The organism is Streptomyces smaragdinus, assembly GCF_009604385.1.
Lineage (GTDB): Bacteria > Actinomycetota > Actinomycetes > Streptomycetales > Streptomycetaceae > Streptomyces > Streptomyces smaragdinus.
Genome location: NZ_WEGJ01000026.1, coordinates 54,174 through 74,845 on the forward strand (window position 1 = coordinate 54,174; position 20,672 = coordinate 74,845).

Sequence of the window (20,672 nt, forward strand, 5' to 3'; positions counted from 1 at the left end):
GCTCCCGGCACGTCACTTGCCGAGGACGGCCATCGCCGCGTTGTGCCCGGGGATGCCGCTGACGCCGCCGCCGCGGACCGCTCCGGCGCCGCACAGCAGGACGTTGGCGTGGCGGGTCTCGACGCCCCAGCGGCCGGTGGTGTCGTCGCCGTACGGGAACGACAGGTCGCGGTGGAAGATGTTCCCTCCGGGCAGCCGCAGGTCGCGCTCGAGGTCCAGCGGCGTCCTGGCCTCGATGCAGGGGGCGCCGTCGGCGTCGGTGGCCAGGCAGCCGGCGAGGGGTTCGTCGAGCACCGCGTCCAGCTGGGCCAGGGTGGCGGCCAGGAGCGTCTCGCGGGCGGTGTCGTTGTCCTCGGCGAACAGCCGGGCGGGGGTGTGCAGGCCGAAGAGGGTGAGCGTCTGGTAGCCGGCGCGGGCCAGGCCCGGGCCCAGGATCGTCGGGTCGGTCAGCGAGTGGCAGTAGATCTCCGAGGGCGGCGCGGCGGGCAGCCGGCCGGCGGCGGCCTCGCGGTAGGCGGTCTCCAGCGCCCCGTACCCCTCGGCGATGTGGAAGGTGCCGGCGAACGCCTCTCGGGGGTCGACGCCGCGGTCCCTCAGCTTCGGCAGCCGGGTCAGCAGCATGTTCACCTTCAGCTGCGCGCCCTCCGCGGGCTCGGGCGCCTCGTCGCCGAGCAGCGCGGCAAGGGTCTGCGGGGAGGCGTTGACCAGGACGTTCGCCGCGGCGACGGTGCCCTCGCCGTCGCCGGTGCGGTACGTGACCTCCGCGCGCCGTCCGTCGGTGGCGACGGCGGTCACCTCGTGGCCGGTACGGATCTCGGCGCCGGCCGAACGGGCGGAGTCCGCCAGGGCGTCGGTGAGGGCGCCCATGCCGCCGACGGGGACGTCCCAGTCGCCGGTGCCGCCGCCGATCACGTGATAGAGGAAGCACCGGTTCTGCCGCAGCGACGGGTCGTGGGCGTGGGCGAAGGTGCCGATCAGGGCGTCGGTGAGGACCACGCCGCGCACCAGGTCGTCGGTGAACGTCTCCTCGACGCACTCCCCGAGGGGCCGCTCGAACAGGGCGTCCCAGGCGGCCGGGTCGGCCACCCGCCGCTCCAGCTCGGCGCGGGTGGGCAGCGGCTCGGTGAGCGTGTGGAAGACGCGTTCGGCGACGCGCCCGGTCATGCCGTAGAACCGCTGCCAGGCCGCGTACTCGCGGTCGTCGCCGGTCAGCCGCGCGAAGGACTCCCGGGTGGTGTCCGCGCCGGCCACCAGCAGCCCGGTGTCCTGCCCGCCGCGGGAGACGGGGGTGTACGAGGAGACCCGGCGCTTGCGGATCTCGAACGTCAGCCCGAGATCGTTGACGATCTTCCCGGGGAGCAGGCTGACGAGATAGGAGTAGCGCGACAGCCGGGCGTCGACCCCGGCGAAGGCCTGGGTGGACACGGCGGCGCCGCCGGTGCGGCCGAGCCGCTCGAGCACCAGGACGCTGCGGCCGGCGCGGGCGAGGTAGGCGGCGGCGACGAGGCCGTTGTGGCCGCCGCCGACGATCACGACGTCGTACGAGGTGGGCATGGCCCTTGGTAACACGGCCGGGCGGCGCGGGCCAGTACGCTCACCGGGTGAGGGCCTGGCGGCTCGTCAGCCGCTGGCGCAGTTCGCGGGCCTCCGCCTCGCGCCCCAGCTGCTCCAGGCAGTGCGCCTCGTCGCCGAGCGCCGCCAGGGTGTCCGGGTGGCGCGGGCCCAGGGTGCGTTCGCGGGCCCGGGCCACCTCGCGGTAGCCGTTGAGCGCGTCGGGCCAGCGGCCCAGCCAGCCCAGGGCCACGGCCGTCTCGCGGCGGCTGACGATGGTGTCGTCATGGTCGGGACCCAGCGTGCGCTCCCGCTCGTCGCACACCTCCTGCGCCGTGTGCAGGGCCTCCGCCCAGCGGCCCAGGCGCCCCAGGCTGACGCCGAGTCCGTGCCGGGCGCGCAGGGTCTCCGGGTGGTGGGGGCCGCTGTGCCGGGCGCGGTCGGCGATCAGCTGCCCGTAGTGCTCGAGCGCGTCGGCGGCGCGGCCCGTACGGCCCAGGCAGATGCCGATCTCGTAGCGGGCGGCGAGGGTGCTGGGGTGTCCGGCGCCGAGGGCGGTCGCGCAGTCGGGGACGAGTTCCTCGAACGTGGCGAGGGCGTCCCCCCAGCGGCCCTGACGGCCCTGGTCCAGCCCCGCCTCGTGCCGCCGGCGCAGATCGGCGAGCAGTCCGTCGGCGGCGGGCGTGCCGCCGGCCGGGGTCCAGACCGTCGTGAGCCGGGTGTACGCGCCGGACGGGTCGCCGCCGGGGCGCCGGGCGGCGAGCGGGCCGGGGGTCATGTCCGCGCTCCAGGCGGGCAGCCCCGCCGGGGCGGGCGGCCCCGCGGCGGGGGCGGGGGTGCGGGTCAGCCGGTCGACGATCTCGTGGGCGTCGGCGGGGCGTTCCTCCGGTTGCTTGGCGAGCAGGTCCAGGATGATCCGGTCCAGGTCCTCCGGGACGTCCGGGCGGTGCTCGCGGGGCGGGACGGGCTCGGTGTCGCGGTGGCCGATCAGTATCGACCAGGCGTCACCGGTGTCGAACGGCGGCGCGCCGGTCGCCAGTTCGTACAGCACGCAGCCGAGGGAGTACAGGTCGCTGCGGTGGTCGAGTCCGGAGCCGGCGATCTGCTCGGGCGACATGTAGTGCGGGGTGCCCATCGCCACCCCGGGGCCGGACACCCGCGCGGTGAAGCCGATGTCGTGGGCGAGCCGGGCGATGCCGAAGTCGCAGATCTTCACCGATCCGTCGGCGAGCCGCACGATGTTGGCGGGCTTCAGGTCGCGGTGCACGATGCCCTGGTCGTGGGTGTACGCGAGGGCGGCGGCGGTCTGCACGGCGATGTCGAGGACCTCGGCGACGGGCAGCGCCTGGTGGCCGTTGTCCCGCAGTACCTGGCTGAGGTTGTCCCCGTCGAGGAGCTCCATCACCAGATAGAGCAGGCCTCCGTTGCCGGGGTCCTCGCCGAAGTCGTGGACCACGGTGATGCCGCGGTGCTGCAGTCCGGCCGCGACCCGCGCCTCGCGGCGGAATCGTTCGCGGATGACTCCGGTGAAGGACTTCTCGTCGCGGTGCTGGCCGGCGCCGGCGGGCTTGAGGACCTTCACGGCGATCCGGCGGCCCAGCGACTCGTCGAGGGAACGCCAGACCTCGCCCATGCCGCCGCGGCCGATCAGCTCGATCAGCCGGTAACGGCCCTGGATGAGCCTGGTGTCCGTCATCTGTCCCCCACGTGCGTCTACGCGGCCGGGCCTCCTTCGCCCGCCCTGCCTCCCGCCGGTCCCGGCCCGGGATCCAGTATGGCGGCGTCGTCGCGCAGCCTGAAGGGTGACGGGCGGCTCCCCGGTCCGAGTCGCTCCATGGCACGCAGGATATGCCGTGGCGGCAGCTTCCAGCGCACCTCGGGCGGCACGGCGCGCAGGATCCGGCCGACGGCGGTGAGCCGGCGGGTGACGGTAGCGGGCGGCGGGGCGGGGCGGCCGTACAGCTCGTGCGCCCAGGGCGGGAGGGTGCCGTAGGCGATGCCGGAGATCCGGGTCCACAGGGCGGCGCGCAGGGGCACGAGGAGGGGCTTGACCGGCGGGCGGCGCAGGAAGTCGTACACGTCCCGGGCCTCGGGGGTGATCGCGAGGTCGTGGCGGACCTTGTCGAAGTAGTCCGCCAGCCGGTCCGTGTCGGCGGGGACGTCGGCCGGGTCCAGGCCCACCAGCCGGGCGGCCGCGCGCTGTTCGCCGACGTACCGGTCGGCGTGGGCGTCGCTCACCGGCAGCCCGCAGCGGCGCGCCACATGCAGATACGAGTCGATCTCCGCGCAGTGCACCCACAGGAGCAGCTCCGGCTCGTCGACCCGGTACCGCTCGCCGGTGTCCGGATCGACCGCCGTCAGCCGCCGGTGGATGCCGCGCACCTTGGCGCCGGCCCGCTCGGCGGCCTCGGTGGTGCCGTACGTGAGGGTGCCGACGAAGCTCGCCGTGCGCATCAGCCGGCCCCAGGTGTCCTTGCGGAAGTCCGAGTTCTGGGTGACGCCGCGGACCGCCCGGGGGTGCAGGGCCTGCAGATACAGGGCCCGCACCCCGGCGATCCACATCACGGGGTCGCAGTGCAGCTGCCAGGTCACCGAGCGCGGGCCGAAGAGACCGGGGTCGCGGTCCACGTACACCTCCAGGACGTCGGACACGGTCCATTTTGCCCGAACGCCGCGGCGGCCAACCCGTCAGCGCGGTGCCGTGCAGTCCTTGTCGGACGGCTTCCCCTCCGGCCAGCCGAGCCGCAGGAACCGCACCCGGCCCGCCACCGTCTCGTCCAGCTTCACCACGGCGACTGCCTTGTTGTACGCGTTGCCGTAGTTGTCGAGGCAGATCCAGCCGCCGGCGCCCTTCACCTTGCCGAGCTCGCCGTGCAGCCGCAGCCAGCCGTCGGCGACCTGGCGGAGGGTGGGGTGGGCGCTGTCGGTGCCGCGGATCGAGGTGATGGCGGTGAGGGCGGCGTCGTACATGGTGATGGCGCGCGAGTCGATCAGGTCGGCGCGCCGCATCCTGCCCTCGGTCACGGCCAGTTTCTCGAAATCGCCGTAGTCCTCGACCGATCCGCCGGAGGCCGGGGCGTTCGCCCCGCGCCAGGCGTCGGGGTGGGCGACGGCCGCGTACTCGACCGTGATCCCGCTGCGCAGGGCGCCCCAGTCGAGTGCCTTGTCGTTGACCAGGGTGGATGCCCCGGAGCCGCTGTAGACGGTGTAGTTCTTCTGGGAGCAGCCGCGGTCGCCGAGTTCGTTGATGAACTGCCTGAGCTGGACGGGGCGGCCCGCGAAGTACAGGTTCTTCGCGGGGGAGGTGCAGATCGCCGTCACCATGCTCTGGAACTGGCGGGCCGTGTCGCCCTCCTTGTGGTAGTCGTCGGGCGCCCGGTACTGCTCCGAGGCCCGGCGCGAGCCCTGCACCAGGGGGACGAACGCCTGCTTGAGGGCCGAGACGTAGTCGTCGTCGCCGCGGATGTCCTCGACGATCAGGCCCTCCTCCGGCTCGGCGCCCTCGTTGAGCTGGGCGATCGCCCGGGCCTCGCCGGTCGTGGTGGGGACGACCCGGACCAGGCCCGGGAAGCGGTCGGGCGCGGCGGCGCTGTTGCCGAAGTCGTCGGCCGTGATGGGGCCGCCGACCAGCGGGATGCCCAGGTCCTTCGTCAGATACGTGATCGCCTCGCGTGTTATCCCGGTGGAGACGTCGAACCCGACGACGGCGCGCAGGCGTTCCTCGCCACGGGTCATCTCCTTGAGCTGGTCGGCGACCGCCCGGTGGTGGGCGTGGCTGCGGCCGGGGTTGGCGAGCAGCAGTTTGATCAGGGGCTGCTTGCCGTGTTCGTCGTGGTTGGCGTGGTACTGGGCGAGGTAGACGCCCTGCACCTGGGTGAGGGTCTTGTGCTGCTCGGCCTGCTGGGCGGGCGCCATCGGCAGTATCACGGCGATGGACACGAAGGTCCGCTCGTCGGGCTTGCCGGCGATCTGGCCGTCGACCCAGTCGTTCTGCTGCTTGATCTTCCCGCTTATGCCGGCGAGGTCGGCGGAGAAGGGGTACGAGCCGTCGGTGACACCCGTGCACTCCTGCTCCGGGCCGCGCCGTTCGACGCCGGCGGCGCAGGAGGGGTCGTCCTCGGGGAAGACCAGTCCGTAGCCGAACCAGCCGCCGGTGGCGAGGACGGCCAGCACCACGACGGTGCACAGGGCCTGGACGACCGGTCCGCCGGGCAGCCGGCCGTAGAAGCGTCGGATCACTCAGTCCTCCTGGACGGGCAGATCGGGTGCCTGGACCCCGGCGGCCAGGGCCGCGGGCCAGTCGCGGGACGCCTGGAAGAAGGCGTTGTCCTGGCTCACCCGGAAGAGTTCGACGAGGTCGACGCCGATCAGCCGGCGCTGCTCCGCGTCCGGCGCGGCGGCCAGCGGGTCGGCGTGCGCCCACACCGCGTCCAGCAGCCGGTGCACGGCGTGGTGTTCGGGCAGGGCGGGGCCGCCGCGCGGGCAGGCCGGGCAGTCGGGCGCCGGGGGCTGCGGCGGGGCCGGGTGGCGGGGGTGGGGCGCGGAGCACAGGAAGTTGAGGCGCGCGAGCCACTCCCGGGCGGGGAGCTCGGCGAGCTGCCGGTGCAGGGCGTGCGCGAGGGGCTCCACGTGGCCGAGGGCCAGGGTGTGGAAGAGGTAGTCGGGGCTGTGTCCGGCGGTGTACGGGTCGTGCAGGTGCGGGTCGTACAGATGGCGCTGGCGCAGCTGGACGGTGGTCCAGGTGCTGTCCGTGCCGGTGCGCCGCAGTTCCTGGGTGAGCAGGGCGGTCAGCGCCCGGTCGTCCTTGAGGCCGGAGAGCTCCAGCCACTCGTCGGCCTCGCGGACCACCACGACGTACGCGGCGTCGTCGGGGCGGCGTTGCTGCCACAGCACCCGGCGGGCCCGTTCGCCGCGGGCCGCGGAGAGCAGGACGAGGCGTTCGCGCAGGGTCGGTTCGGGGACGAGCTTCTCGAGCAGCCGGGGCAGGGCGGCGTCGAGGAGCTCGCGCAACGGCACGGACTGGCGGGCCTGGTGGAGCCGGCGGGCCTCGGCGGCCAGTATCGTCGCGCTGCCCTGGCGGCCGCCGCTGAGCCGGGCGATGACGCGGGGCAGGTCGCCGTCGGGGCCGCCGGGGCCGAGGAGCCACTGGATGTCGGCGTGCCGCACCCGGGGCAGGGCCAGCCGCAGCCGGGCGGCGGCGCCGTCGGTGGGCAGGTCGGGCAGGTCGGTGAGGGGGACGCAGTCGGTGCCGTCGCCGAGGGGGGTGGCGAGGACGACGGGGCGGGTGGCCTCACGGCCGGCCCCGTACGCCTCGTCGAGCAGGCCGAGGAAGCGCACGCCCAGGGGCTCGTGGGTGTTGTCCAGCAGGAGCAGGGGGCGCGGGGTGCGGTTGGTGCGGTCGAAGAGGGTGTACGCGGCGTCGATGTCCGCGAGGAGGGCCGCGACCAGCGCGTCCTCGGCGGCGGTCCGTCCCGTGCCGCCGTGGCGGAAGCCCAGCGCGAGGGCGAAGAGGCGGTCGACGCCGTCACCGGCGTGCTGCGGCAGGGCGTCGCGCCACCAGCGCAGCACGCCCTTGTCGGGGCGGTCGCGCAGCAGCTCCTGGGAGGCGGTCGTGAGGGTCGCCTGCAGGGCGGCGCCCAGGCCCGGCACCGGGACGAAGTCGGCGGCCAGGCCCTGGGCGAGGGCGTCGAGCCAGCCGCGCAGCAGGGCCTTGCGGCGCCGGGCGTCGGTGTCCCCGGCGGTGGCGAGGAGCTGCCACAGCTCGCGCTCGGCGCGGCGCAGGGCGGCGGGCCGCAGCGGCGCGTCGGGGTCCGGGGGCGGACCGTCGCCGTCCGTCCCGGCCGGGGGCTGCCAGGCGGAGACGACGAGCAGGCCGACGGCGAGCCGGGGGAGGCGTTTGAGCTGGTGGTCGCTGTGCTGGGTGAGCTTGTACTCCAGCACGTGCAGCAGATGGGTCATCGCGGAGGCGTTCGGCAGCCCGTCCTCCGGCAGCGGGGCCAGGCCCGCCGTCCCCAGGTCGGGCGCGCCCAGATCGGCGCGCGCCAGGGGTAACCGCCCGTTGTAGTCCTCGAAGACGCCGTCCAGCAGCACGGTGCGCCCCCGGTCACGGCCCGCGACGGCCTCCACCACGGGGGCACCCTTGGGGTACGCCCAGGCCGGCCGCTGCCGCCGGGTGTGGTGCAGTCCGACCAGCCGGGGCAGGAACTCGTCCCGCAGCGGCTCGAAGCCGCGCAGCGTTCTGCGCATCGACCGTGTCCCCGTTCGTGTCCGCCCGGTGTCCCCTGCCGTACCGGGGGTGTTGTCCGTGTGTCGCGTGCGGGAGATGGTAGCGGACTTCACCGACAGGCGAGTTCACGCGGTGACGGATCAACGACGCTGGGTGGAGGGGGGTTCGGGTGTCACGCGGTGAGGGGGCGGTCTGCCGGACGCACCGGGGCGGGCAGGGTATCGGCGCCGGTCAGATACGTGTCGACGGCCGCGGCGCAGGCCCGGCCCTCGGCGATCGCCCAGACGATCAGCGACTGTCCGCGGCCGGCGTCACCGGCGACGAACACGCCGTCGTGTCGCGTGGCGTAGCCCTCGTCGCGGGCGAAGGTGCCGTCGGCGGCGAGGCCGAGGTCCAGCTGCACCGCCAGCGGGCTGTCCGGCTCGGGGCCGTCGAAGCCGAGGGCGAGCAGGACCAGCCCGGCGGGAATCACCCGGTCGGTGCCCGGGACGGGGGTGCGGCCGGGCCCGGCGTCGGCCAGGTGTACGGCCCGGATCCGGCCCCGGTCGTCGCCCTCGAAGCGCAGGGTGGCCGCGCGGTAGACCCGGCCGTGCTCGCCGTGGCCGGTGGTCGCGCCCGCCTCCTCGTACGCGGGCTCGACGCGGTGGATCTTCGGGTGGACGGGCCAGGGCTGGTGGGCGGGGCGGGCGGGGCCGGGCATCGGGTTGATGTCGAGCTGGGTGACGGACGCGGCGCCCTGGCGGACAACCGTACCGAGGCAGTCGGCGCCCGTGTCGCCGCCGCCGACGATGACGACGTGCAGACCGCGGGCGCTGACCGGCGGGACGGCGTAGTCGCCCTCCTGCACCCGGTTGGCGGCCGGCAGATAGTCCATCGCCTGGAGTACGCCGGTCAGTTCGCGTCCGGGGACGGGCAGTTCGCGCCGGGCGCCGGCGCCGACGGCGACGACCACCGCGTCGTAGCGGCGGCGCAGTCCGGTGGCGTCGAGGTGGCGGCCGACCTCAATACAAGTGCGGAACTTCGTGCCCTCGCGGCGCATCTGATCGATGCGGCGGTCGATGTGGTGCTTCTCCAGCTTGAACGCGGGAATGCCGTAGCGCAGCAGCCCGCCGAGCCGGTCGTCGCGCTCGTACACGGCGACGGTGTGCCCGGCCCGGGTCAGCTGCTGGGCGGCGGCCAGACCGGCGGGGCCGGAGCCGATGACGGCGACCTTGTGCCCGGAGCGGCGCCCGGGCGGGCGGGGGCGCGCAAGGCCGCGCGCCCAGGCCTCGTCGGCGATCGCCCGCTCCACGTCCCTGATGGTCACCGGGTCGTCGCCCAGGGCCAGTACGCATCCGCTCTCGCAGGGCGCCGGGCACAGCCGGCCGGTGAACTCGGGGAAGTTGTCGGTGGCGTGCAACCGCTCGGCGGCCGCCTCCCAGTCGTCGCGCCAGACGTAGTCGTTCCACTCGGGAACGAGGTTGCCCAGCGGGCAGGCCTGGTGGCAGAAGGGGATGCCGCAGTCCATGCAGCGGCCGGCCTGCCCGCTGACCACGGGCAGCGGGGCGCGTGCCACGTACACCTCGAGCCAGTCGTCCACCCGTTCCCCGACGGGGCGGCGCGGCCGGGGACGGCGCGCGGTGGTCAGGAAGCCCTTCGGGTCAGCCATGGGCTGCCCCCTGGTGGTGCGGCACGGTCACGTTCGACCACGCGTTCGATACTTACTCTACGGCGGAAGCGGACGCGCGGCATCCGGTGGCGTGGTCTTGCCCTGGAGCGGACTCCAGCCCGTAGCGTCCGGGGAGACGGATCGAGCGGAGGGTTACGACGATGGAGCAGCGGTATCTCGGCAGGACCGGACTGCGGGTCAGCGAGCTGTGCCTGGGCACCATGACCTTCACGGGGGAGAACGAGAAGGAGGCCCACCGCATCCTGGACGCGTTCACGGAGGCGGGCGGCACGTTCGTCGACACCGCCGACGTGTACGGGCGGGGCGTCTCCGAGGAGGTGCTGGGCCGCTGGCTGGCGGGCCGCGACCGGGACGGCCTGGTCATCGCCACGAAGGCGTTCGGCGTCATGGGCGACGCCCCGAACGACAGCGGCCTGACCCGCAAACACCTGATCAGCGCGGTCGAGGCGAGCCTGCGGCGGCTCGGCACGGACTACATCGACCTCTACCAGACGCATGTGTGGGACGCGACGACGCCGCTGGAGGAGACCCTCTCCACCCTCGACACGCTGGTACGGGCCGGCAAGGTCCGCTACCTGGGCGCCAGCAACGTCTCCGCCTCGCAGCTGCAGAAGTCCCTCGACCGGGCCCGCCGGCACGGCTGGGAGCCGTACGTGTGTCTGCAGCCGCTGTACAACCTGCTGCGCCGCGAGACGGAGTGGGAGCTGGTCCCGGTGTGCCGGGAGGAGGGCGTGGGGATCATCCCCTGGTCGCCGCTGGACGGCGGCTGGCTCTCGGGCAGGTTCCGGCGCGGGATGACGGCGGTGCCCGCCGGCACCCGGCGCCAGAGCGACGAGGACCTCCGGCGGCGGGACGACGAGGCGGTCTGGCGGGTCGTCGACGCGGTACACACGGTGGCCGCGGAGACGGGCCGGACTCCGGCGCAGGTGTCGCTGCGGTGGCTGCTGGACCGGCCCGGGGTGACCGCGCCGATCGTCGGGGCACGGACGTTCGAACAGTTCACCGACAATCTCGGCGCCGTGGGCTGGGAGCTCTCGGAGGAGCACCGCGCGGCGCTGGACACGGCGAGCGAGCGGCCGCTGCCCTACCCGTACGACGTGCTGCACCGCTTCCGCGGCCGCGAGCCCGAGGACGGCTGAGGCACCGGGGCCGGACGGACCCGCGGCCCGGGTCCGTCCGGCGGCCGGGCGGTGCCGCTTCGGCCCGTGTCTACTGGCGCGGGCCCCGGGAAGATCGGAGCATGGTTACGGGACCGGCACGGGTTACGGACGCGCCGGACGAGGTACGCGGTGCCCGGCCGCACTCCCCCGTCACCCCGAACGCCGCAGCCGAGCCGACCCCGACCCCGACCCCGGAGGCTTTCCATGGCAGGGCGCACCATCACCGACGACGAACTGCGGGCACTGGACGCACACTGGCGGGCCGCCAACTATCTCGCCGTGGGCCAGATCTATCTGCTCGCCAATCCCCTGCTCACCGAGCCGCTGCGCCCCGAACACGTCAAGCCGCGGCTGCTCGGCCACTGGGGCACCTCCCCCGGCCTCAACCTCGTGTACACGCACCTCAACCGGGTGATCCGCGAGCGCGACCAGAACACCCTGGCCGTCTGGGGCCCCGGGCACGGCGGCCCCGCGGTGGTCGCGAACTCGTGGCTGGAGGGCAGCTACAGCGAGGTCTACCCGGACGTCAGCCGCGACGCGGCGGGGATGGCCCGGCTGTTCAAGCAGTTCTCCTTCCCCGGCGGGGTCCCGAGCCATGTGGCGCCGGAGACGCCCGGCTCCATCCACGAGGGCGGTGAGCTCGGCTACGCCCTCTCGCACGCCTACGGCGCCGCGTTCGACAACCCGAATCTGGTCGTCGCCTGCGTGATCGGCGACGGCGAGGCGGAGACCGGTCCGCTGGCCGCGTCCTGGCACTCGAACAAGTTCCTCGACCCGGTGCACGACGGCGCGGTCCTGCCGATCCTGCATCTCAACGGCTACAAGATCGCCAACCCGACGGTCCTCGCCCGCCTCCCCGAGGCGGAGCTCGACGAACTGCTGCGCGGCTACGGCCACGAGCCGCTGCACGTCACCGGCGACAACCCGCTCACCGTCCACCGCGCCATGGCCGAGACCCTGGACACCGCGCTGGACGAGATCGCCGCGTACCAGCGCGCCGCCCGCGAGGACGGTGCCACCGAACGCCCCCGCTGGCCGGTGATCGTGCTGCGCACCCCGAAGGGCTGGACCGGCCCCGCCGAGGTCGACGGGGTCCCGGTGGAGAACACCTGGCGCGCCCACCAGGTTCCCCTGTCCGCCGTCCGCGACAACCCCGGCCATCTGCGCGCCCTGGAGACCTGGCTGAAGTCCTACCGGCCCGACGAGCTCTTCGACGACGACGGCCGGCCCACCGAGCGGGTGCTGTCGTGCCTGCCGGCCGGGGACCGGCGCCTGGGCGCCACCCCGTACGCCAACGGCGGCCGGCTGCTGCGGGCGCTGCCGCTGCCGGAGCTCGAGCGCTTCGCCGTCCCCGTCGACAAGCCCGGCGCCTCGGTCCACGAGCCGACGAAGGTCCTGGGCCGGATGCTCGGGGCCGTCATGGAGGCGACCGCCGCACGCCGCGACTTCCGGCTGGTGGGCCCGGACGAGACCGCGTCCAACCGGCTCGACGCCGTCTACGGCGCCACCGGCAAGGCCTGGCAGGCCGAGACCCTCGCCGTGGACGAGAACCTGGACCGGCACGGCCGGGTGCTGGAGATCCTCTCCGAACACACCTGCCAGGGCTGGCTGGAGGGCTATCTGCTGACCGGCAGGCACGGGCTGTTCTCGTGCTACGAGGCGTTCGTGCACATCGTCGACTCGATGGTCAACCAGCACATCAAGTGGCTGCGCACCACCGGCGACCTGGGCTGGCGCCGCCCCATCGCCTCCCTCAACTACCTGCTCACCTCGCATGTCTGGCGCCAGGACCACAACGGCTTCTCCCACCAGGACCCGGGCTTCGTCGACCATGTGATGAACAAGTCCCCCGAAGCGGTACGGGTCTACCTGCCGCCGGACGCCAACACTCTGCTGTCGGTGGCCGAGCACTGCCTGGCCAGCCGCGACTACGTCAACGTCGTCGTCGCCGGCAAGCAGCCCTGCTTCGACTGGCTGAGCCTGGACGAGGCCCGGGTGCACTGCGCCCGCGGCGCCGGCATCTGGGACTGGGCCGGCAGCAGCCGCGGCGTACGCGAGCCCGACGTGGTGCTGGCCTGCGCCGGGGACGTGCCCACCCAGGAGGTGCTGGCGGCGGCCCAGTTGCTGCGCCGGCATCTGCCGCATCTGGCGGTACGGGTGGTCAACGTGGTGGACCTGGCCCGGCTGCTGCCGCACGACGAGCACCCGCACGGGATGACGGACGCCGAGTACGACTCGCTGTTCACCCGCACCGCCCCGGTGATCTTCGCGTACCACGGCTACCCGTGGCTCATCCACCGGCTCGCGTACAGGCGTTCGGGACACGCGAATCTGCACGTACGGGGTTACAAGGAGATCGGCACCACCACCACGCCGTTCGACATGGTGCTGCGCAACGACCTCGACCGGTACCGCCTGGTCATGGACGTGATCGACCGGGTGCCGCAGCTCTCGGTGCGCGCGGCGCAGGTCCGCCAGGAGATGGAGGACGTGCGCACCCGGCACCACGCGTGGATCCGGGAACACGGGACGGATCTGCCCGAGGTGGCGGAGTGGACGTGGGAAGGGTGAGGCCCCTGATGCGGTACCCATTCGGTTTTCCACAGGATTGCCGAGAGTAGTTGCGGCTCACCGTACGTTGTCGCCAAGATTGAGTCATCCCTGGGGGGGAACCGCTGGATCCAGTGAGGGCGGCGCCGACGCGCGCGCCCCGGGCGGAGGGGGCTCGAGTTGTTCGTGAACGACGCCGGGGGCGGGACGGATCCCGCCCCCCGTGCGGCGGGCTGTCCGGTCTGCCTGCATCCGGGCCGCGGCGAGGCGCGCTGCCCGGCCTGTACGTTCAGGCTGGCCGGGGATCCGGTGCTGGGCGCGCCGACCGGGGCGGACCGCGCTGCCCTGGCCGCCGAGTTCGACGCCGCCGCGTACGCCTGGGACAGCGCGGCGGCCCGGCGGGCGCGGGGCGGGCCGCGGGACGACGCCGCGATCGCCGCGGTGGTGCGCGGCCGGGGACCCGCTCCGGGCGGTCCGGACGGGCCCGAGCCCCTCGACGGTGAGTCGCCGGGACTGGGCGAGCTGCTGCGCAAGCTGGTCGCCGGCGAGTTACGCGAGGTGCTCTTCGTCGAGCTGGGCGTCCGGCGGATCGCCGCGGTGCGGGCGCGGGCCGGCGCGGCCGGGCTGCCCCGGGCGGAGAGCCACGCGGAGGCGCTGTGGACGGATCTGGTCCCGGCGCTGGACCCGGACGGGGCGGTGTGCCGCTTCCAGCTCGCCGGCGGGGTGGGGACGGCCAAGCCCGTGGACCGCCCGGAGTTCGACGAGGCCGTGCGGCACTGGCTGCGCACCGCGCTGCCGGGCGCGTGCCGGCGGCCCGGCTCGGCGCCCGTGGCACTGCTCCTGGGGGGCGCGCGCTGGGTGCTGCTGGACCGGGCGGCCGACGTGGTGCGCGAGACCTGCTCGGTCGGCGTCGAGACCCGGGCCGCCCCGCCGGCCGCCGGGGAGTCCGCCGCCGCCCGGGCCCGGGCCGTGCTGCGCACCGCCCCGCTGCGCGCGCCCCACACCCTGCTGCTGGCCGGCGCGGGGCCCGCGGCCGACTCCCATGTGCCGGTCACGCTGGAGCACCGGGTGCTGTTCGAGGCGGGGTTACGGCTCTCGCCCGGCGAGACCCGGACCGTCACGGTGACCGTGCACGGCGGCCCGCCCGCCGCGGCCGATCCCGCCGGGCCGCTGCCCGTCGTCCTGCCCCTGCTGGCCGGGCGGTACGGGCCCGGGCAGCCCGGCGCCGCGCTGATCGGGCTGGCGCACACCGAACTGCCCGCCCTGGGCTCCCGGGAGCTGACGTTCGTCCTGCGCGGACCCGGCGAGATCGAGGTGTACGCCGGGGGCAGCGCCCTGCCCACCGCGCCCGGCGTGCGGGACGCGGACCTGGACGAGCTGACGCGCCGGGTGCCGACACGGCTGCGGCGCCCCAAGCCGCTGGAGCTGATCTGCGCGGTGGAGATGTCCGGCCCGGACGCCGCGGAGATCGCCGAGCGGGTGCGCTTCACGGACGAGCTGATCCGCACCCTGGAGGAGCGCCCCGGCGCGGGCGGCGGCGTCCGGGTCGGCGTGATCGGCTACTACCACCACGACCCGCGCAACGCGCACCAGCCGGTCCGCCGCCACACCCTGTCGATGGCCCCGGCCGCGCCCCGCCTCGCCCGCCGGTATCTGCGCAGGCTGCGCCAGGAGATAAGGCCCCGCGAGGGGCTCACGTCCTCGCTGGAGGACGCCCTGCACAACGCCACCGTGCTCACCGCCCAGGGACCGGGCCGGCCGGTGGGCCGGGTGCTGCTGCTCATCGGCCGCCGGCCCCCCGCCCCGCCCGTCCAGCAGGGCCTGATGCCGGCCTGCCCGCGCGGCCTCGACTGGCGGGAGCAGCTGCGCGTCCTGCACCGGCGTGACGTACGCGTCGCCGTCCGGGCCGACCCGCCCGCCCCCGAGGCCGGCGGGACGGCCGGCCGCGCGCAGGTCCACCAGTACATCAGCCGCAGTTGGCACGAGCTGACCGGCGGCGACCGCCACCGCTTCCTGCCGGGCACGGACTCGGCGGAGCACGTCGCCCTCGCCCTGGCCGCCGAGCCCGCCCGGGGCCCGGACGCCGGCCCGCTGGCCTTCACCGCCCCGCCCCTGCCCGAACGGTAACCGCACCCCTCGAGGAGCTGACCCACGCATGACCGACCCGCAGCCCCGCCCCGGACCGGACTCCCGGGGCGACGACGAGACCACCTCCTCGAACGGGCGCCCGGACTCGAACCGCACCTGGCAGTCGCTGACCAATCTGGGCGCCCCGCCGCCGACGGCCGACATGTCGCCGTCCGCCCCGCCGCGTACGGAGCCCGACCCGATCCCGCTGCAGCACGCGATGACCGACCGGGTGGCGCCACCGCTGCCCATCCCCTCCCTGCAGGGCGCGGGCACCGAGACCGCCCCCGTCTCGGGGGTGAAGATCGGGGTGTGGGGGGCGTCGGGCTCCGGGAAGACGACGTTCATCGGCGCGATGCCCATCGCCGCGGTGCAGCAGGGCCAGCGCGGCCGGGTCAACTGGGTGATCTCCGGACTGGACCACTCCTCGCGGGAGTTCCTGAACGACAGCGTCGACCAGATGGTCACCGAGCGCCAGTTCCCGCAGGCCACACGCGCCCAGCGCGACATCCGCTGGGCCTTCACCGGGGAGGAGCCGGCCACCCGCGCGTTCCGCTCCCCCCGGCAGATCAACTTCGCGCTGGAGGTGCTGGACCTCCCCGGCGAGGCCTTCAACCCCCGCTCCAACCAGGTCAGCGAGGAGCTCCACGAGCAGGCCGTGGCCCATCTGGCGGGCTGCGACGGGCTCATCTACCTCTTCGACCCGCTGCTGGACGCCAACCAGCAGACGGAGAGCATCCGCTACTTCTACGGCATGGCCAACCAGATGACGGCCCGGGTCCGCGACGAGGGACGGCTGCACCGCGGCCGGCTGCCGCACTACATCGCGGTGTGCATCACCAAGTTCGACCATCCGCACGTGTTCGAGCCCGCCCTGCAGGCCCGCTGGGTCACCCAGGAGGGCACCGGCGCCATCCCCTACGTACCCGAGCATCTCGCCGAGGGCTTCTTCAACTGGATCTGCGACACCTTCCGCGGCGCCAGCGCCCGGCTGGTGCGCGACGCCCTGCACACCTTCTTCCACGCCGACCGGATGAGCTTCCACGCCAGCTCCGCCATCGGCTTCCGGCTCAACCCGTACAACCAGTGGGACTACCGCAGCTACGCCAATGTGGAGCCGGTCGGCGACGGGGAACGGATCTGCAGCTCCCCGCCCATGCCGATCAACGTCATCGAGCCCCTCGTCGTGCTGGAGGAGCGGCTGCGCGGCGGCAAGGCGGCCAAACGGAGGCGGCGGTGACGACACCGCGGACCCGGCGCCCGGTCCGCGCCGACTGGTCCCTGCAGGGCAAGGCCCCGGGCCAGGTCGCCTACGACGTCCAGGCGGGGACCGTGGGGGCCAGGACCGCCCAGAAGTACTTCTGGGCCGCCTCCACGGAGACGCCGCGCGCCGGACACGCGGACGCCCCCGACGCGCTGCCGTGGGTGGCGCTGCTCGGCGGCACGGAGGACGACCGGCCGGTCACCGCGCTGGTGGAGACGGACTGGGCGGGCGGCCGGGACGCGACCGGCCGGATCAGCTACTCGGCCCGGCTGTGGCTGCTGGACTTCCGCGACGCCCAGGGCGGCGGTCTCACCTGGTCGTCGCTGTACGACGCCGCGCTGGACGCCCCGTGGCCCGGCGGCGACGGCCCGGCGGAGCGGGCGCTCCCCCTCGAACTGGACGCGGCGCCCGCCGGGGTGGCGAAGCTCGCGCACTACGTCGAGTCGCAGATCGGCTTCGAATGGGCGGCGCGGGCGGCGGCACTGCTGCTGGAGGGCCGCCAGGTCGTCATCACGCTGTCGGCGGCGTACGCCGGGCTGAACGCCACGACGCGGGTGGCCGTCCTGGACGGCATCTGTTCGCTGCTGCCGTACGGCTGCCGCGCCTGGCTGTCGGCCTCGACCTGGGCCGGGCACGGCGCCGACCACGAGCTGCGGCTGACGTTCGCCCACCGCCCGCGCGGCGACCAGTGCCAGGCGGCCCTCAAGGGACAGCTTCCGCCGGAGCCGGGGTCGGCGACAGCCCGGGCCTATCTGGCGGAGCTGCTGCGGCTGCGGGAGAAGCGGGGGGTGGAGCAGTTGCTGTCCCATCTGCTGGCGCACGGCAGTCCGCTGACGCCGCAGGACGGCGAGCTCGCGCTGCGGCATCTGCGGGACCTGGACCTGGCGACGCATGTGGTGCAGGGCATCTCCCAGGGCGCGGCCGGGATCCTGGGCGAGGTGTCCCGGCTGCTGGACCGGGTCCCGCTGTCCGCCCTGTCCGCCCCCGAGGCCGCGACCGTCACCCGGTTCCTGGCGGACCGCGGTGTGCAGGGCGCGGCGCATCCGGCGGACGTGGAGACGGCCCGGACACTGCTGCTGCGGCACTGGTCGCCCCGGGTCGGCGAGGCGCTGGCGGTCGAGCTCAACGCCCAGCCCGCCGGCGAGCGGAACTTCCGGCAGGCCTCCGGGTATCTCGCCCTCGCGATGCTGGCGCTGGACCAGGATCCGCGGGCCACCGCCGCCCTGCTGACGCGCTACCTCGACGTGGGCCGGGACAAACCGCAGTGGGAGGGCCTGCGCTGGCGCGGCCAGCTGCTGCACACCATGCAGCGCGGCCTGGACGACGCCGCCGCCGCGGAGGTCACGGACCTGCTGACCGGACACCCTCCCCTGGCGCTGAGCTGGCTGGACCTCAACGCGGCGCGCGGCACGCTGGACGACGCCCTCGTCCGGCGGCTGCTGGACCGGGCCCTCGGCCAGGGCGGCCACAGCTCCCCTGCGTGGCTGCGCGGTGCCGCCCGGATCGCCGATCTGGAGATGCCTCCGGCCCCGGACACCCGGGACGTCGAGGCATTCGCCGGGATCTCGCCCACGGCCTGGCGCACGGGTCTCGCGCTGGCCTGCCACGCCGGCAGCAGCTGGGCGATCGGCCAGCTGCTGCCCGAGCTGCGCGACGTGGCGTTCGGCCCGGGCATCGGTGAGGACGACCGGCGGTTCCTGGACGGCGCGCTCGACCAGCTGGCTCCGGTCCGTCCCGGGACACCGCCGCGCGCCGCCGCCTTCGCGGATCTGCTCCAGCTGCCGCGGCAGCGCGCCATGCGCCGCTCGCGGGCCGCGCGCTTCGACGAGCGGGACGCCGCGGAGTACGCGTCGGCGCTCGCCACGATGCTGCCCGGGCTGGGCGGCTCCTGGCACGGGCCCGTCGTCTCCGGGCTGATCGGGGAGCAGCCGCAGACCATCCCCTATCCCGTGCTGTGGAGCCTGACCCGGCCGGCCCCGGACGGCCGCCGGACCGGCCTCGAGGGGCTGGAGGGCATGGCCCTGGACAGGATCGCCGACCTGCTGCAGAGCATCGGCGACTGGATCACCCCGGGCATGCCCGCCCCCTGGGAGGAACGGCTGCGCGAGCGACCGGACCTGCAGTGGCTGGCGTACACCGCGGACATCCGCCGGCTGGTCGCCACCCGGACACCCAGCCCCGCCGACATGGCCGACGCCATCTGCCGCGCCACCCCCAACTCGCACTACGACAAGCGCCGGCCCGGCGGCTATCCCTCGGCCGTGCTGGAGGCGATCGGCCCGTGGCTGCGCGAACACGCCGGACAAGGGCTGGCGCTCTTCAGCCTGACCGGCCGCCTCAACGACCTCTCCGGCCGGCGCCGGCTGGGCGATCTGCTGTATCACGCGATCTCCCAGCTGGAGTTCGGCATGGATGTACGGGAACGGGAGGCGTCGCGCCTGACGGACCTGAAGAACGAGATGGAGCAGGCCCTGAAGCTGCTGCGCCAGAAGCCGCCCCGCAAGCAGCCGTCCGAGCCCCCGGACATCCCCGCCCCCACCGTCCCCGACCCGCCGCAGACCCCGCCCGATCCCCGGACCCACCCGCTGGGCCCGCCGCCCGGATACACCCCGGACAGCGGCTACGGAAGGCCCGTCCACCACCCCCCCGGCCCGCGGTACGAACCGGCGGAACGCCCCCCGGAGCCCCGGCCGGAGCCGAGGTCCTCCCGGCTGCAGCCACCGTGGCGCAGGCGAGGTGACGACCGTCGATGACCCTCCCCCACGCCGTCGCGTTCGACCTCGGCAGCCGCTACGCCCGTATCGCCGTCGCGGCGTCCGGCGGCGCCCTGCCCCGGCCCGCCGCCCTCGCCCATGACGTCCCCGGCGAGGGCCTGGAGCTGTCCGCCGCCGTCCGCCGCGACCCGGTGACCGCCCTGCGCGAGGCCTACGCGGCCTACCGCACGCGCTACGGCTCCCCGCAGCAGGTCGTCGTCGTCCTCCCGCAGCGACACCGCGGCACCTACGCGGGACGGCTGACGGACGCCCTCACCGGGGCCGGCGGTCCGCGGGCCCGGGTGGTCGGCGTGCCGTACGCCCTGCTGGCGCTGCTGCGGTTCGCCGCGCCGGCGTCGCTGCCGGCCGGGGACGTCCTGGTCTGCGACGCGGGCGCCCGGTCCGCGTCCGCCGCGCGCTGCACGGCCGGTGACCGCTCGGTGCTGCTGCACGCCGTCACGGAGGCCGGTGGCCCGGGCGGATCGCTGGGCGCGGCGCTGGACTCGGCGCTGCTGACGGCCGCCGGGCTGGCCGACGGCGACGCCGCCCACCGCGGGCTCGCCGCCGCCCGCCGCGCCGACCCCGGCGGACGGCGCCTCGCGATGGCGGTGCGCCACGCCGTACGACGCCCCGACCCGTTCGACGACACCCCGGTGCACGAGGTGGACGGCCACGACGTCCCGGCCGGCGCGGTCCGGACCGCGCTGCCCCCGCTGGCCGACGCGGTGCTGGACGCCCTGACGCGCGCCGCCGGCACCGGACGGCCCCCGGTGCTGCTGGCCGGGGGGCTGGCCCGGCTGGTGCCGCTCACCGACCGGGTGGCGGAGCACCACCGGCTGCTCGAGCTGCCCGCGGACGCCGACCCCGCGTACGCGGCGGCCACCGGCGGCGCCCTGGTGGCCGCCGGCCTGATCGACGCCGCCGACCGCTTTCCGTACGCGGTCCGCGTCGGCACCCACCGCCGGGCGGCCGGCCGCCTGCACGCCGACGCCCTCCAGCTCGCCGCCCCCGGGACCCTGGAGGCGGGCGGCGACACCGTGTTCGCCGCCGCGCCGGACGGCCGGCCCGCCGAGATACGCGCCGACCCCGCCGCCCGGCGCCCGCTGAGCGTCGAGGTGGTCGCCGACGACGGCCGCGCGCTCGCCCTGCCGGACGTCACCCTGCCGGCCGGCGTCCCCGACGCGCTGTGCCGGGTCGGCATCCGGGTCGCCGCCGACGGCACCGCGGCGCTGGTGCTGCGTCCCGCCGCCGCCGGACCCGCGGACCCGACCGAAGTCCCCCTGGGCCCGCTGCCCGTCCCGCCCGAGACCTGATCCGCCGCCCGCCCGCTCACCGGCCCCGGCCGCGCACCGCTCCCGAGGAGTCCTCAGCC

12 protein-coding genes are annotated in these 20,672 nt (G+C 75.0%); 6 read left to right on the plus strand and 6 right to left on the minus strand.

Annotation, left to right across the window (positions count from 1 at the left end):
• Window positions 1-12: 12 nt before the first annotated feature.
• From SRB5_RS25545 to SRB5_RS25570, 6 genes are all read right to left on the minus strand, one after another.
• Entirely contained in the window at window positions 13-1,554 is a 1,542-nt protein-coding gene (locus tag SRB5_RS25545) for a phytoene desaturase family protein (protein WP_153455770.1), read from the minus strand.
• A gap of 40 nt (window positions 1,555-1,594) precedes the next feature.
• Entirely contained in the window at window positions 1,595-3,247 is a 1,653-nt protein-coding gene (locus SRB5_RS25550) for a serine/threonine-protein kinase (protein WP_153455771.1), read from the minus strand.
• Between the two features lie 17 nt (window positions 3,248-3,264).
• Window positions 3,265-4,203: an oxygenase MpaB family protein gene (locus SRB5_RS25555; RefSeq protein ID WP_323378452.1), complete on the minus strand. Its 939-nt coding sequence runs from the start codon at window positions 4,201-4,203 to the stop codon at window positions 3,265-3,267.
• 36 nt (window positions 4,204-4,239) lie between these two features.
• Window positions 4,240-5,790, minus strand: a complete 1,551-nt coding sequence (locus SRB5_RS25560; RefSeq protein ID WP_323378453.1) for a type 1 periplasmic-binding domain-containing protein — start codon at window positions 5,788-5,790, stop codon at window positions 4,240-4,242.
• Window positions 5,791-7,797 carry a hypothetical protein gene (locus SRB5_RS25565; RefSeq protein ID WP_153455772.1) on the minus strand — a complete coding sequence of 669 codons (2,007 nt, stop codon included), beginning with the start codon at window positions 7,795-7,797 and terminating at the stop codon, window positions 5,791-5,793.
• Between the two features lie 152 nt (window positions 7,798-7,949).
• A complete protein-coding gene (locus SRB5_RS25570) occupies window positions 7,950-9,425 on the minus strand; it encodes a glutamate synthase subunit beta (RefSeq protein ID WP_153455773.1) in 1,476 nt (491 codons plus the stop codon).
• A gap of 161 nt (window positions 9,426-9,586) precedes the next feature.
• Between SRB5_RS25570 and SRB5_RS25575 the strand changes: the two genes are divergently transcribed.
• The 6 genes from SRB5_RS25575 (at window position 9,587) to SRB5_RS25600 (ending at window position 20,613) form a co-directional block, all read left to right on the plus strand.
• Window positions 9,587-10,585: an aldo/keto reductase gene (locus SRB5_RS25575; protein WP_153455774.1), complete on the plus strand. Its 999-nt coding sequence runs from the start codon at window positions 9,587-9,589 to the stop codon at window positions 10,583-10,585.
• Window positions 10,586-10,810: 225 nt separating this feature from the next.
• Window positions 10,811-13,177 (plus strand): phosphoketolase family protein, encoded by a 2,367-nt coding sequence (locus SRB5_RS25580; protein WP_153455775.1) that lies wholly within the window; start codon window positions 10,811-10,813, stop codon window positions 13,175-13,177.
• Between the two features lie 165 nt (window positions 13,178-13,342).
• Window positions 13,343-15,283 (plus strand): hypothetical protein, encoded by a 1,941-nt coding sequence (locus SRB5_RS25585; protein WP_194293029.1) that lies wholly within the window; start codon window positions 13,343-13,345, stop codon window positions 15,281-15,283.
• Window positions 15,284-15,311: 28 nt separating this feature from the next.
• Window positions 15,312-16,523 carry a hypothetical protein gene (locus tag SRB5_RS25590; RefSeq protein WP_153455777.1) on the plus strand — a complete coding sequence of 404 codons (1,212 nt, stop codon included), beginning with the start codon at window positions 15,312-15,314 and terminating at the stop codon, window positions 16,521-16,523.
• Window positions 16,520-19,300 (plus strand): hypothetical protein, encoded by a 2,781-nt coding sequence (locus SRB5_RS25595; RefSeq protein ID WP_153455778.1) that lies wholly within the window; start codon window positions 16,520-16,522, stop codon window positions 19,298-19,300. The genes SRB5_RS25590 and SRB5_RS25595 overlap by 4 nt, the downstream gene beginning before the upstream one ends.
• Window positions 19,297-20,613 (plus strand): hypothetical protein, encoded by a 1,317-nt coding sequence (locus SRB5_RS25600; protein ID WP_153455779.1) that lies wholly within the window; start codon window positions 19,297-19,299, stop codon window positions 20,611-20,613. Before SRB5_RS25595 ends, SRB5_RS25600 begins: the two co-directional genes overlap by 4 nt.
• Window positions 20,614-20,672 lie beyond the last annotated feature (59 nt).

Excerpts from the sequence above, each read along its gene's own strand:
- SRB5_RS25545 (WP_153455770.1), bottom strand. The coding sequence starts at position 1,554 with ATGCCCACCTCGTACGACGTCGTGATCGTCGGCGGCGGCCACAACGGC.
- SRB5_RS25550 (WP_153455771.1), bottom strand. The coding sequence starts at position 3,247 with ATGACGGACACCAGGCTCATCCAGGGCCGTTACCGGCTGATCGAGCTG.
- SRB5_RS25565 (WP_153455772.1), bottom strand. The coding sequence starts at position 7,797 with ATGCGCAGAACGCTGCGCGGCTTCGAGCCGCTGCGGGACGAGTTCCTG.
- SRB5_RS25570 (WP_153455773.1), bottom strand. The coding sequence starts at position 9,425 with ATGGCTGACCCGAAGGGCTTCCTGACCACCGCGCGCCGTCCCCGGCCG.
- SRB5_RS25575 (WP_153455774.1), top strand. The coding sequence starts at position 9,587 with ATGGAGCAGCGGTATCTCGGCAGGACCGGACTGCGGGTCAGCGAGCTG.
- SRB5_RS25580 (WP_153455775.1), top strand. The coding sequence starts at position 10,811 with ATGGCAGGGCGCACCATCACCGACGACGAACTGCGGGCACTGGACGCA.
- SRB5_RS25590 (WP_153455777.1), top strand. The coding sequence starts at position 15,312 with ATGACCGACCCGCAGCCCCGCCCCGGACCGGACTCCCGGGGCGACGAC.
- SRB5_RS25600 (WP_153455779.1), top strand. The coding sequence starts at position 19,297 with ATGACCCTCCCCCACGCCGTCGCGTTCGACCTCGGCAGCCGCTACGCC.